Source organism: Thalassolituus sp. UBA2009 (genome assembly GCF_002335285.1).
GTDB classification, from domain to species: Bacteria; Pseudomonadota; Gammaproteobacteria; order Pseudomonadales; family Oceanobacteraceae; genus Venatoribacter; species Venatoribacter alkanivorans.
Map to the genome: position 1 here is coordinate 1 of NZ_DDCJ01000162.1, position 14110 is coordinate 14110.

The following is a 14110-nucleotide window of genomic DNA, read 5'->3' on the forward strand; positions in this document are numbered from 1 at the left end:
AACTCAGTTCTCACTGCCAAAAACCAAAGCCGCTGAACCACCGCCAGCGGCTTTTTAATAAACGCCTTCTTTGAACCCCGACAGAATATCGATAACCACCGCCGTGGCTCCCCCCGCCAATGCAGAGAGAGGTTACACCTTTTGTCAGGCCAAGCTGTTGCAGTGCATTCATCAGGGTAACCACGATACGTGAACCGGAGAACCAATCGGGTGACTAAGTGCGCAGGCACCGCCATTGACGTTGACTTTATCCTCGTCCAGCCCCAGCTCCTGAATTGCCAGCAGACTGACGACGGCAAAGGCTTCGTTAATTTCGTATAAATCCACCTCGCACCATTGATGATGAGGTATGAGTATAATTTCGCTCTGCTTCTTGAATATAAACATACTAATGGGATTGTAAATCGGGAAGATATACGCCATATGAAGCCCAGAGTATGGCACATAACGAGTTTTTCCCGGAAGGCAGGTTTAATCAGTATATCTTTTACAATCATCAGATGAATACTGTAACACTCCTATTGATGCCTCGCTCACATCAGAAAATCTTCTTATCATGTGCCTAGCTATGCTGGACTACAACATTGGTAAACGCAGCCTCAGGAACCTGAATTCATCAAAAGATGAGTAATAAGGTTATTTTGTTTTACAAAATACGATGTGAGTGCGAAAATTTGCCGTTCAATCCGTCATTTAAAAGCGGCGAAGACAAACGTCTCATATAGACTGACCTTAATATGAGAGCATTCCCGGTAATCGTGTGATTAATTTTGGTTTTTAAGTTTTTATGTATAAGAAAATACTGGTAGCTTTCACTTTTTTATTACAAATATCAGGCTGCGCAACCACCCAGGGCGGTAAAGGCTTTGATCTGGTTGATGACAACGAATACGCTAAAGCCCTGCCCTTCTTTGAAGCCGCCGCAATTCAGGATGGCGACAAGACCTCCGCTGTGATGGCCAGTTTTCTGTACTTATCCGATTATCAGATACCACGGGACATTGATAAGGCTAAAAAATACTTCGGGTTAGCCAAAAGCCTGGGATATGCCCCCTGGGATCAGTATCTTGATTACTTCATTCCCTTAGCTGAAGCACGGATAATGCTATATGACGACGATCCGGATAATGACAGCCAAGGTACAGATATACTAAGAGGTAACCGCTATTCTGAATACTCACCTGCACTGGGATTGCTGGCAAAAACTTATGCCTTTGGTAAAGGTGTCGATAAGAATCTAAAAATTTCAAAGCTCTTATTTCAAAGAGCCATTGGCCATGACCGCTATGTTTATTCCGCTCATCATTATGCCTGGTGGTTAGCCACCCATCCTGACGAAGAGTTCAGAGATGGCGCATTGGCATCAGAGCTTATTAAAGATGTCATGGAAGATGATGAGGAAGCGGAAAGATCATCCACACTGGATACGCTTGCAGCAATATATGCAGAAAATGGCCAATTCAACGAGGCTGTCAAAATCCAGAAAGAAGCAATTGAGAAACTGACAAAGGAAAGTAAAGAGCACCCACAGTTTATCGTGTGGGAAAGCTGGCTGAGTTGCCGCTTAAAAACCTACGAACAAGCCCAACCCTGGCACTATAAATCAGGTCAGATGCCCTTTTCTGGCGCAACCGGAAGCCAACCCTGTGTATGGAAATAAAGTGCCTGAATGACGCCCTTTGCATAGATCATCGATACGGATATTGAATGACCAGACTACTGATTTTAGCAACCTCAGTCCTGCTGTTATCCGCCTGCTCTCAGATTGAAACACAGGTTGCAGATACTGAAGCTGCTACACAGGTGCAGAGTATTCCTGAACCGCCTACCTGGAGGTTTCCCGATATTATGGAAGCTGCCGTGAGCTGGTTCCCCTGAGTATCGAAGGCAAGCCTTTTAACCGCCATGGTTTTGCATATCCCATAGAGGAGCTGAAGCAGCTGGATGTTAAAAACATGAGCGCCGCTGAGCTGCAGAATTATGCTGATGTTACAACCCATGCTTACCCGGATGCACTGGGCCGGCAGATTGCGGATGAGTGCGACAGCACAGAGGCGGATGAGTTAAGTAACCGTGCGATTGCGACCGTGGCCTATGTGTCACTCAATGCCATTGATGCCGGTATTCGTTCTGAAGCAGCCGCCTGTCTGGCACGTGTTCAGGCCGATTTACAACGTCAGGAAAGCCACTGACCTTTATCAGTGGCTTTAAGGCTGTTACTTGCAGAGTATGGCCTCCTGCCAAACCGGATAAACCCCTGCTTACAAAATCTCGACAGCCACCGCCGTGGCTTCGCCACCACCAATGCAGAGAGAGGCCACGCCTTTTGTCAGGCCACGCTGTTTCAGTGCATTGATCAGGGTAACCACGATACGTGAACCGGAAGAACCAATCGGGTGGCCAAGTGCGCAGGCACCGCCATTGACGTTTACCTTATTCTCATCCAGCCCCAGTTCCTGAATCGCCAGCAGGCTGACAACGGCGAAGGCTTCGTTAATCTCGAATAAATCCACCTCGGCACTGTTCCAGCCAGCTTTTTCCAGCACCTTTTTTATCGCGCCAATAGGCGCCAGGGTAAATTCCGCCGGTAATTGCGCATGGGTCGCATGAGCAACGATGCGCGCCAGCGGTTGCAGGTTTTTCTGCTGCGCGTAGACGCTGCTGGTCAGTACCAGCGCCGAAGCACCATCGCTGATGGAGCTGGCGTTAGCAGCAGTAATAGTACCGTCTTTTTTAAACGCCGGTTTCAGCGTCGGGATTTTTTCCGGGCGGGCTTTTCCCGGCTGTTCATCAATGTCAATCAGGGTATCGCCATTGCGGTCTGATACCAGCACTGCCGCAATTTCCGGTTCAAAATGGCCGTTTTTAATCGCCGCCAACGCCTGATTAAGTGAGCGGATGGCGAAGTTATCCATGGCTTCGCGGCTGATACCGTATTCATCGGCGCTGCGCTGGGCAAACACGCCCATCAGGCCGCCTTCGTAGGCGTCTTCGAGGCCATCAAAAAACATGGAGTCAATGACCTGGCCGTGCCCCATGCGCATACCGGCGCGCGCTTTGGGTAATAAATACGGTGCCTGACTCATGTTTTCCATACCGCCAGCAATCATCACGTTATTAGTGCCTGCTTTAATCTGGTCGTGGGCCAGAATAATTGCCTGCATACCGGAGCCGCACATTTTATTCACCGTCGAGCAACCTGAGCTGTCGGGAATTCCCGCCGCGCGTGACGCCTGACGCGCTGGTGCCTGCCCCAATCCGGCCGGTAATACACAGCCCATAATCACTTCGTTAATCTCATCCGGGCTCAGGCCCGCACGCTCTATCGCAGCGGAAATAGCCACCGCGCCTAATTGCGGTGACGGTACACTGCTTAATTCGCCCAGCATAGCGCCCATTGGGGTACGGGCTGCCCCACAAATAACGACGTCATTATTGTGCATAGTTTGCTCCGGATTTTTTGGGCTGACGATCCCTGGATAAATATTATTGCCGGAAGGTCAGTCGCTTTTGTTTATATATCGGGTTTGTCTGAATTGCTGTTCTGCGCTGTCGCTTTATCAGCTGCTGTTTGGGCTGCTATTTTCCTAACAGGGAACGGGCAATCACTTCTTTCATAATTTCTGACGCGCCGCCGTAAATACGCTGCACACGGGCATCGGTAAAGGCGCGGGAAATCGGATACTCCGAGGTGTAGCCATAACCACCAAATAATTGCAGGCAACCATCGGCTACGCGAAACTGCATTTCGGTGGCGCTGTATTTCGCCATCGATGCCGTAGCGGTATCCAGCTCACCGGCGCTGTATTGGCCAATACACTGGTCAATAAAGGCCTGATTAACGCGGTATTCGGTTTCCATTTCAGCAATGCGGAAACGGGTATTCTGCAACTGGCTGAGTTTCTGGCCGAATAATTCACGCTCGGTGGTGTAGGCGACGGTTAAATCCAGTGCGCCACGGGCGGCGGCACAGGCCAGCGCACCAATCACCAGACGCTCGCGTGGTAATTCGCGCATCAGGTAAACAAAGCCCATGCCTTCTTCACCCAGTAACGCCGATGCCGACAGGCGGATATTGTCAAAAAATAATTCTGAGGTATCACCGCAATGCTGACCGATTTTTTCCATATTGCGGCCGTGGCTGAAGCCCGCAAGCGTCGTGTCGACCAGAAATAAACTGATGCCTTTGGCACCGGCAGTCGGATCGGTTTTCGCCGCCACAATCACCAGTCCGGCGTGCTGGCCGTTAGTAATAAAGGTTTTTGAACCGTTAAGAATATAATGCTCGCCGTCTTTTTTTGCCGACGCGCGCATGGCCTGTAAATCGCTGCCCGCGCCGGGTTCGGTCATGGCGATAGCACCCACGATTTCACCGCTGGCCATTTTCGGCAACCACTGCTGTTTTTGCTGCTCGCTGCCAATATGCTGCAGGTACGGCGCAACAATATCGGAATGCACCATCACATTGGTCGCCAGTGCGCCAAAACCCATGCGCGCCAGCTCGGCACCGACTACTACGGAATAATCGAACGGTACACCGCAGCCGCCAAATTCTTCCGGCATATCGACACATAGCAAACCCGATTCACCCAGAGTGCGCCAGATTTGTGCCGGTACAATGCCGTCTTTTTCCCACTGCTCGTAATGCGGAGCAACTTCGGCTTCGAGCAGGCGGGCTACGTTGTCGCGGAACAGTGCGCGTTCCTGAGGTTCTTTAATAAAGCTCATGCTGTTCTCACTTCGGTGCCATGCGCAGAGCGCAATCCAGACGGATAACTTCGCCGTTCAGAATCGGATTTTTAACCATCTGATTCACCATCATGCCGAATTCCTCCGGACGCCCAAGGCGCTGCGGAAATGGCAGTGTCGCCGCCAGGCTGTCCTGCACTTCCTGCGGCATACCGGCCATCATCGGTGTCATAAACAGGCCCGGAGCAATGGTATTGACGCGGATACCGCTGCGCGCTAATTCACGCGCCGACTGCAGTGTCATTGCCACCACACCACCTTTGGAAGCGCTATAAGCCGCCTGACCAATCTGGCCTTCGTAAGCCGCAACTGACGCGGTGCAGATAATAATGCCGCGCTCGCCATCGGCATTGGCTTCGCGCTCCATCATCTCGGCCGCGGCCAGACGCATAATATTAAAGGTACCCACCAGATTAACCTGAATAACGCGGTTAAAAGCATCCAGCGCCATTGGCCCTTCGCGGCCAACAATTTTTGCCGCCGGAGCAATACCGGCACAGTTCACGGCAATACCACACAGGCCATGAGCTTCGCGTGCGGTTTTAAAAGCGGCCTCGGCACTCTCGGCCGACGACACATCACAGCGCACAAAAATACCGCCAACTTCTTTGGCCAGCGCTTCGCCCCGCTCTTCCTGTAAATCGAAAATCGCTACCCGGCAACCTTCGGCGGCCAGTGCGCGTACCGTGCCTTCGCCCAAACCTGACGCGCCGCCGGTGACGATGGCGGCTACATTATTAAATTCCATGACATGCCTCTTGTTATTAGTTGTTATTAATTTTCCTGACTGGAATACCCGTTAACGGGTTATACGATGAATAAACAGCGGAGTTCAGTGTGACGCAGCTTGGCTGGGCAAACCATGACAAGATTGCGCAGGAAATTTGGCAAAAAAAAGCAGGATTAGGTTGGGCTTGCTCCATAGCCGCTGCGCGGTCAGCCCAAAAGCCAGCCCGCACAGCGGCTACTCATCAGAACCAAGTATTTCCATAGAAGAGATTACAAAAGCTATCCCGCGCAGCGGCTACTCAACCGCCCCGGCTTGTCTTAACGCCCGCTCTATCACAAAAATCCTGTCCTGCCCCCACACCGCCAGCTCGCCATAACGCATACTGGGCACGCCCCATAACCCATAACTGATCATTTCCTGGCGGTTGGCTTCGGCCCAGTCCTGCCAGTGTGTACGCCAGTCATCACGCTGCAGAATGGCTTTGGCGTCAGGCCAGTTAAGGCCGGCGCGCTGAACGATAAGGCGCATGCCGGAGTCGGTTTCGGCCAGTACACCTTCGCTGTTAACCGCGCGGGAAAAACTCAGTAAATAGTCGGCGGCTTTGCCCTGCTGCTGCGCCCAGGCGAACAGGCTGTAGCAGCGTTCCACCCCGGCACCAAGCGGGTCGGCAACATAGCCGTACGCAATGCCGCGTTTGCGTGCTTCGCGCTGGGTGTCGGCGAAGATGTACCATTTTTTCAGCGCCGGTACTTTCAGCCCGCGCATCAGCATCGGCAATACCGGTTTAATCATTAATGGCTGGCGGTAGTGCTGTGCCAGTTGCAGCATCTGTTCCAGCCCCAGATGGCTGTAGGGGCTGCGTGCGGAAAAATACAGCACCAGCGGTTTGTTTTCTGCAGGAGGAATATCAGCAACAGGATGGCAGCAGAAGTCGCGCCAGGTGCGGTTAAATTCCATCAGGGTGCCATCGGCCTTTTGTAAGCCCAGATCGCGCAGACGCTGCTGCAGATGATCGAGACGATCCAGCCCCCAGTACCATTCGCCTTCGTAATACAGCGTCGCGCTGAGGTAATGCCCCAGTTGCTGCAGGCGTTGTTCATTGCGGCGCAGATGCTCGTTCAGGTCGTGATTGAGCAGCGGATAACTGTCCAGCACCCGCGTATCGTCGTACCAGTAAGCGCGGAATACCTTTTCTACCGCCTGCCAGTCGGGCTGGCCGCGACGCTCCAGCAATAACAGCTGCGCACTGGCCTGTAAGCGGCGCATCGCGCGCTGCTGGCTTTGCTGTTGTCGGCGTTGTTGCAGGCGCTGTTGTTGTGAATCCGGCAATTCCTGTGATGGATAATCTAACCCATACAGCCCCGCCAGATAACCGGCGTCTTTAAAGGCATTGCTGTGCCACAGCGCAGGCTCGGGGTACATATCGTCCTGCAGCTCCAGCACGGTAAAGCAACGTACGCTGACGCCATAATGCTGCTGAAAATCCGCCAGTATCTGTACCAGCAGATAGCTGTAAGGGTCGTCGATGCGCAGAAAAACCTGTATTTCATGCGGGCGATTGGCCAGCAGCCTCCGACCTTCACGCCAGCGGCGGCGCAAAGCCAGTAAACCGGGCTGACTGAGTAGGCGCGCAGCCTGCGCCTGCAGACGGGCGCGGAGGAAAAGCGTCGGTATTAGTGTCATTGGGATTCTTATTGTTATTCGATGCTTTATACTAAACCTCCGTGTCAGACATGTCAGGTCTGTTTCCTGACGCCTTGTACGACCATCAGTGCGCTAAAGCGAGCCTATGAATAAACGCCCGAGCAAACGCGATTTACGCGATCAACTGAATCAGGAAGTCGATGACTTTCTGCGTCAGGGTGGCGAAGTAAAAGAGGTGGCCCGTGGTGAAACCGGGCTGCAGAATGGCCGCTATAACGATCACTCCCTGGCCTTTGATAAACCCAAAGAAGAACGCACTCCGCTGACCGATGTATTAAAAACCATCGACCAGCGACGCGAAGCCAGCCGCAAGCACAGCAAACCGGCAGCCGAGAAAAAACACCGCCGTCCGCGTAAAAAAGTCATTTACGATGATTTTGGCGAGCCATTGCGTATTATCTGGGAAGAATAACCGGAAAGGATTTTTCCATGCTGGCAGAACCTCTTGCTCTGTTAATTGCCGCCGCAGTATTTGCTTATGCGCTGTTTTCCCGCAAGACCGAGCAGGCCGCGCTGACCGCGCCGATGATGTTCACCGCCCTGGGGATTTTGCTCGGGCCGGCCTGGCTTGACTGGGTAACCGCAGAAATTGACGGCAAAGGCCTGATGGTGCTGGCGGAATTTACTCTGGCACTGATTCTGTTTGTTGATGCCAGCCAGATTGAACGTGCCCATCTGGTCAAATTTGAAGTATTACCCATCCGCCTGCTGGCTATTGGCCTGCCACTGACCATGGTTGCCGGCACCCTGCTGGCCTATCCGTTATTTGCCGGAGGCTGGCTGCTGGCGGCCCTGCTCGCCATTATGCTCACGCCGACCGATGCGGCCCTGGCACAATCTATTTTTAATAAAAAAGATATCGATGAGTCGCTGCGCCATTCTATTACCGTGGAAAGCGGCCTGAACGATGGCATTGCGTTGCCGGTTTTATTATTTGTGATGGCCCTGCTGGCAGCAAATACCGCTGCCGGTTCTGCCATTGATCATCTGCACTGGCTGTTGTTTATCAGCAAACAATTTCTGATCGGCGTGTTATGCGGTGTTGCAACCGGCCGGGTCGGTGGACTGCTGACCGAAACCGCTGCCCGGCGTCAGTGGATGACGGCTTCATTCCAGCGCTTATCAGCCCCGGCACTGGCTCTTCTGGCATACAGCGGGGCTGAGATTCTTGGTGGTAACGGCTTTATTGCGGTGTTTCTCGCCGGGCTTTTTCTGCAGTCACATCACACCCTGGTACTGCAGCGTCTGAAAGAATTTGGTGAAGCCGAAGGCCAGTTACTGAGCCTGACCATGTTCTTCCTGTTTGGCCTGATTTTTGTGCCCGATGCCCTGCCACACATCACGCTTAACAGCTGGATTTACGCCCTGCTGAGCCTGACCGTTATCCGTATGATTCCGGTATTTATCAGCCTCACCGGCAGCGGCCTGCCATGGCGTGCACGGATGTTTCTCGCCTGGTTTGGCCCGCGCGGTATTGCCAGTATTCTGTATCTGCTGCTGGTCAGCGAGCAGCTCGGCTTCGGCAGCAGCAATCCGGATCATGCCGAACTCTTCGCCACCACCGTACTGACCGTGCTGCTCAGCATTTTTATTCATGGCATTTCGGCGCGCTTTTTTACGCGTCTGAGTGTGGATAACAAACCGACATAGCCGACACTCTGTCCTGAAAATGCAACGACCCTGCGATAAAACGGAGCTAAGCCGCATAAAACCTGATCTTTCTTGAGCAAAGACCGTATTACCGATAACTATCCTGTTGCTGAAGTTTGCGCAATATCAATAGCCTTATGGCCCGGATTGAGTACCCTTGGCAGCACAGTATTTATTATTCATCCCTGTTTGTTCTGCCCCTTTTTCTGCCTTAAGGAGTTTGTGTCATGGAAACGAAGAAAATTCTCTCTGCCGCTGCCGTTATTCTCGCCGCGGCCGGCACACTGGCCTGGACTTTATTTAACCCATCATCACTGCCCGAAGGCGTGGTTGAAACCAACGGCCGGCTGGAAGCCGAACAGGTGGAAGTGGCCACCAAAACCGCTGGCCGGGTAGCCGAAGTTCTGGTCAGTGAGGGTCAGCTGGTTGCCGCTGGTGATTTGCTGGTACGCATGGATAACCAGCAACTGCTGGCGAAAAAGCGCGAAGCCGAAGCACAGATTGCCCAGGCTGAACTGGCCGCCGAAGAAGCCGCTGCTGCTGTCGCCCAACGCCAGAGTCAGTTAAAACTGGCTAACGCCGAATTAAAACGCGCACAGACTCTGTTTAAACAAAAAGTTGCCCCGCAGGACAAACTGGATCAGGCCGAAGCCCAGCAGGAATCAGCAAGCGCGGCCCTGCGTCTGGCTCAGGCTACCGAAAAACGCACCCAGGCCAGCATCGAAGCGGCACGCGCCGGTCTGCAGGAATTACAGAGCCTGCTCGACGACACACAGATTTACGCACCGCGTAACGGCCGTGTGCAGTATGTATTGGCACAACCGGGCGAAGTTCTGGCCGCTGGCGGCCGGGTGATTACCCTGCTGGATATTTCCGATGTGTATATGACCATCTTTTTACCGGCCACTCAGGTTGGAAAGCTGGGCATTAATGACGAAGCACGACTGGTACTCGACCCGATTCCGGAATATGTGGTGCCGGCACGGGTGTCGTTTATTGCCGGTGATGCGCAATTTACCCCGAAATCGGTAGAAACCAGCGAAGAGCGCAACAACCTGATGTTCCGGGTAAAACTCAGCATTGATCCGCAGTTACTGAAACTGCACGAAGAAAAAGTCAAAACCGGCGTGCGCGGCAGTGCCTATGTGCGTACCAACAGCAGTCTGGAATGGCCGCAAAATCTGGCCGTGCAACTGCCCTGATATTCATATCCGCCAACAATCGTCTGTAACAGCAAAGACTGCCGCAGACCCTGACCTATGAATACAGGTATGGATACAGATATGGATCAGCAAGCGTTCAAAAGCATTGTCAGCGCCCGCGGCTTAAAGCACCTTTATGGTAAGAACCAGGCGCTGGCACCGCTGGATATTGATATTCCCGCCGGGGTAATGGCGGGTTTTATCGGCCCTGATGGCGTGGGTAAATCCACACTGCTGTCATTAATTACCGGCGTCAGCCAATTGCAGCAGGGGCAGCTGACGGTACTCGGGGGCGATATTAATAACCGCCGCCACCGCAATGCCAGCCTGCCACGCATTGCCTATATGCCACAGGGTTTGGGCAAAAACCTCTACCCCACATTAAGCGTGGCGGAAAACCTGGATTTTTTCGGACATTTATTTGGTCAGGATAAAGCCGAGCGTAATCGCCGTATTCAGCGCTTAACCCAAGCCACCGGTCTGGCACCTTTTCTCGAACGCCCGGCAGGCAAATTGTCCGGCGGCATGAAGCAAAAACTCGGTCTGTGCTGCGCATTAATTCACGACCCCGATTTACTGGTACTGGATGAGCCCACTACCGGCGTTGATCCGTTATCACGTATGCAATTCTGGCAGCTGATTCAGGAAATCCGCCGTGAGCGGCCGCAGATGAGCGTACTGGTCGCCACCGCTTATATGGAAGAAGCGCAGCAGTTTGACTGGCTGGCCGCCATGGACGATGGCCTGATTATTGCTACCGGCACACCACAGGAATTACTGCATAAAACCGGCTGCGATACGCTGGAAAAAGCCTTTATTGCCCTGTTGCCGGAAGAAAAACGTGCCGGTCATCATGAGGTGGTGGTGCCCCCGGCGGTGCAGCACGATGGTCCTCCCGCGATTGAAGCACGGCATTTAACCCGGCGTTTTGGCGATTTTATTGCAGTGAATGATGTCTCCTTCCGCATCCAGCGCGGCGAGATATTCGGCTTTTTAGGTTCCAATGGCTGTGGCAAAACCACCACCATGAAAATGCTGACGGGGCTTTTACCCTTCTCATCCGGTGAAGCGCGTTTATTCGGTCAGCTGCCGCAGGCCAACGATATGGAAACGCGGAAAAAAGTCGGCTATATGTCGCAGAGCTTTTCGCTGTACAGCGAAATCAGCGTACGCCAGAACCTCGAACTGCATGCCAAACTCTATGCGTTGGAAGAGCAACAGGGATCGGCGCGTATTGCCGATGTACTGGAAGAATTCGGTCTTGCCGACGTGCAGAACAGCCTGCCGGAAAGTCTGCCTTTAGGTATCCGCCAGCGTCTGCAGCTGGCGGTTGCGGTATTGCATCAGCCGGATATTTTAATTCTGGATGAGCCAACCTCCGGCGTTGACCCGGTGGCGCGTGATCAGTTCTGGAGTCATTTAATCCGCCTGTCGCGTGAACAGGGCGTGACCATCTTTATTTCCACCCATTTTATGAACGAAGCCGAGCGCTGCGACCGTATTTCGCTGATGCATGCCGGCAAAGTGCTGGCGGTGGGAAAACCCGCCGAACTGGCGCAACAGCGTGGCAGCGCATCACTGGAAATTGCCTTTGTTGATTACCTGCGCGAAGCCGCTGGCCTGACAGACAGCCCGGTTAAAGGTGACGTTTCTGTTGAGACACTGGCAGGCCGTCCGGATATTCCTGAACAGGACATGCGCCAGAAGCCTGTACGCCAGGCCTTCAGTCTGCGCCGTTGGTGGGCCTATGCCTGGCGTGAAACGCTGGAAATTCAGCGCGATCCTATCCGTCTGCTGTTTGCCTTATTCGGCCCGCTGTTACTGATGCTGACCTTTGGTTATGGCATTTCTTTTGATGTGGATAATTTAAAATACGCAGTCATCGATCAGGACCAGTCACGGGAAAGCCGTATGCTGCTCGAAGGACTATCCGGTTCGCGTTATTTCGACGAGCAACCCGCACCACTGGATTTTGCTGATGGTATGCAGCAATTGCGCAGTGGCAAACTGAGCATATTGGTTGAAATCCCGCCGGATTTTGGCCGCCATTTATTACTCGGCTGGCAGCCGGAAATTGGTGTATTGATTGACGGCGCCATGCCCTTTAAAGCGGAAACCAGCGCCGGTTATATTGACGGCCTGATGCTGCAGGAATTACAGGCGATGGCCGCCGCCAGTCCGCAGGCATCCGGGCTCAGTTTACCGATGTCGGTCAGCACCCGCTTTCACTTTAACCAGTCATTTAAAAGTGCATTTGCCATTGTGCCCGGCGTGGTCATGCTGATGCTGGCGCTGATTCCGGCGATGATGACCGCACTGGGTATTGTGCGGGAAAAAGAAACCGGCTCTATTGCCAATTTCCGTTCTACTCCGGTCACCCGGCTGGAGTTTTTGCTTGGCAAACAGGCGCCTTATATTGCCATTGCCTTTTTAAGCTATATCACCCTGCTGTTAATGGCCGTGCTGCTGTTTCAGGTGCCGGTGCGCGGTTCACTGCTGACACTAAGCAGTGGCGCATTGCTGTATGTGTGGGCGACCACAGGTTTCGGTATGGTGATTTCATCTTTTACCCGTACTCAGGTTGCCGCCTTATTTGCCGCCGCGGTACTCAGCATTTTACCGGCGGTGAATTTCTCCGGTTTATTAACCCCGGTATCGTCATTAACCGGTGCCAGCCAATGGCTGGGGCTGGGTTTCCCGTCGGCCTGGTTTCAGCAGATCAGTATGGGCAGTTTTACCAAAGCCCTGACCTTCTCCCAGCTGTGGCATAACCATCTGGCACTGGCTGGTTTTGTGCTGCTCTTTACCCTGCTGGCCTGGCTCGGCCTGAATAAACAGGAGCGTTAATTATGCGTGTAAAAAATATCGCTCAGCTGGGCATCAAAGAGTTATTCAGCCTGAAAGCCGACCCGGTACTGTTGCTGCTGATTATTTATATTTTTTCAGTGGCGGTTTATACCGTGGCAACCGGGGTTAATTTTGAGGTTAAAAACGCCTCGGTCGCGGTGGTTGATGATGATAATTCCGCGTTATCGCGGCAGATTACCGCCAGCCTGCTGGCACCGGAATTTCAGCCTGCGGTGCGCATTCCAGCCTCCCGTATGAACGAAGTGCTGGATAACGGCGAGTTTGTCTTTGTGCTGGTATTTCCACCGGATTTTGAACGTGATCTGCTGCAGGGTAAACAGCCTGAAGTACAGTTAAATGTGGATGCTTCCGCCATGACCCAGGCCGGTAACGGCGCCGTGTATATTCAGCAGATTATTCTCGCCGAGGCCATTCATGCTTTGGCGCCAACACTGAATTTTGCCGACCAGCTGCCGGTTAAAATCAGCGTGCGTAAGCTGTTTAACCCGAATTCCAGCTCGGCCTGGTTTAACTCGGTAATGCAGGTGATTAACAGTGTGACCATGCTCGGCATTATTCTTACCGGTGCAGCCCTGATCCGTGAACGCGAACACGGCACCATCGAACATTTGCTGGTGATGCCGGTCACTCCGGCAGAAATTATGCTGGCCAAAATCTGGGCCAATGGTCTGGTGATTTTAATCGCAACCCTGCTGTCACTCTGGCTGGTTGTGAATAAGCTTTTAGCGGTACCCATTCATGGCTCGGTGACTTTATTTGCCCTGGCCTCGGCGCTGTACCTGTTTTCGGTAACGTCGCTGGGCATTATGCTCGGCACCCTCACCCGTTCCATGGCACAGTTCGGCCTGCTGATTATTCCGGTGGTGGTGATTATGTATCTGCTGTCGGGCGGTACGACACCGCAGGAAAGTATGCCGGATGCGCTGCGCTGGATTATGCAGCTGTCGCCTTCCACTCATTTTGTGTCACTGGCGCAGGATATTCTCTATCGCGGTGCCGGGTTTGAAAGTGTGTGGCCGTTACTGCTGATATTACTGGCCATTGGCGCGGTATTTTTCAGCGCGGCACTGGCACGCTTCCGCAAAGCCATTGTCAGTATGGGCTGATACGTTCAGCCCAACCGGATTTATTCGCCGCGGGCTTTTTTCCAGGGGTCCGGAGCGCCGGGTTTACGGGGTTTGGCGGCGGCGCTTTTTTGCTTCTGCGC

11 protein-coding genes and 1 pseudogene are annotated in these 14110 nt (G+C 53.1%); 7 read left to right on the forward strand and 5 right to left on the reverse strand.

Annotation, left to right across the window (positions count from 1 at the left end):
* Positions 1-54: 54 nt before the first annotated feature.
* Positions 55-330, reverse strand: a pseudogene (locus B3P58_RS20025) (acetyl-CoA C-acetyltransferase); the annotation flags it as partial.
* A 457-nt stretch (positions 331-787) separates the two neighbouring features.
* On the opposite strand from B3P58_RS20025, the gene B3P58_RS20030 reads away from it, so the two are divergent.
* Both B3P58_RS20030 and B3P58_RS20035 read left to right on the forward strand, forming a co-directional pair.
* Positions 788-1660, forward strand: coding sequence for a hypothetical protein (locus tag B3P58_RS20030; RefSeq protein ID WP_286720104.1), 873 nt, complete (start codon positions 788-790; stop codon positions 1658-1660).
* Positions 1661-1955: 295 nt separating this feature from the next.
* Positions 1956-2192, forward strand: coding sequence for a hypothetical protein (locus B3P58_RS20035; RefSeq protein WP_286720107.1), 237 nt, complete (start codon positions 1956-1958; stop codon positions 2190-2192).
* 69 nt (positions 2193-2261) lie between these two features.
* Here B3P58_RS20035 and B3P58_RS20040 read toward each other — a convergent pair whose 3' ends face one another.
* The 4 genes from B3P58_RS20040 to B3P58_RS20055 form a co-directional block, all read right to left on the reverse strand.
* On the reverse strand, positions 2262-3443 hold the full coding sequence (locus B3P58_RS20040) for an acetyl-CoA C-acyltransferase (RefSeq protein WP_286720110.1): 1182 nt from the start codon (positions 3441-3443) through the stop codon (positions 2262-2264).
* A 136-nt stretch (positions 3444-3579) separates the two neighbouring features.
* Positions 3580-4728: an acyl-CoA dehydrogenase family protein gene (locus tag B3P58_RS20045; RefSeq protein WP_286720113.1), complete on the reverse strand. Its 1149-nt coding sequence runs from the start codon at positions 4726-4728 to the stop codon at positions 3580-3582.
* 7 nt (positions 4729-4735) lie between these two features.
* Positions 4736-5497, reverse strand: coding sequence for an SDR family NAD(P)-dependent oxidoreductase (locus B3P58_RS20050; RefSeq protein ID WP_145469639.1), 762 nt, complete (start codon positions 5495-5497; stop codon positions 4736-4738).
* A gap of 276 nt (positions 5498-5773) precedes the next feature.
* Positions 5774-7162 (reverse strand): DsbA family protein, encoded by a 1389-nt coding sequence (locus B3P58_RS20055; protein ID WP_286720116.1) that lies wholly within the window; start codon positions 7160-7162, stop codon positions 5774-5776.
* A gap of 106 nt (positions 7163-7268) precedes the next feature.
* Here B3P58_RS20055 and B3P58_RS20060 point away from each other — a divergent pair, with 106 nt between their 5' ends.
* The 5 genes from B3P58_RS20060 (at position 7269) to B3P58_RS20080 (ending at position 14009) form a co-directional block, all read left to right on the forward strand.
* Positions 7269-7595: a hypothetical protein gene (locus tag B3P58_RS20060; protein WP_145469641.1), complete on the forward strand. Its 327-nt coding sequence runs from the start codon at positions 7269-7271 to the stop codon at positions 7593-7595.
* A 17-nt stretch (positions 7596-7612) separates the two neighbouring features.
* Positions 7613-8833, forward strand: coding sequence for a cation:proton antiporter (locus B3P58_RS20065; RefSeq protein WP_230332331.1), 1221 nt, complete (start codon positions 7613-7615; stop codon positions 8831-8833).
* A 227-nt stretch (positions 8834-9060) separates the two neighbouring features.
* Positions 9061-10035, forward strand: coding sequence for an HlyD family secretion protein (locus B3P58_RS20070; protein WP_286720122.1), 975 nt, complete (start codon positions 9061-9063; stop codon positions 10033-10035).
* 81 nt (positions 10036-10116) lie between these two features.
* Positions 10117-12882 (forward strand): ribosome-associated ATPase/putative transporter RbbA, encoded by a 2766-nt coding sequence (gene rbbA / locus B3P58_RS20075; RefSeq protein WP_286720125.1) that lies wholly within the window; start codon positions 10117-10119, stop codon positions 12880-12882.
* Between the two features lie 2 nt (positions 12883-12884).
* On the forward strand, positions 12885-14009 hold the full coding sequence (locus tag B3P58_RS20080; RefSeq protein ID WP_349676604.1) for an ABC transporter permease: 1125 nt from the start codon (positions 12885-12887) through the stop codon (positions 14007-14009).
* The last annotated feature ends 101 nt before the right edge of the window (positions 14010-14110 follow it).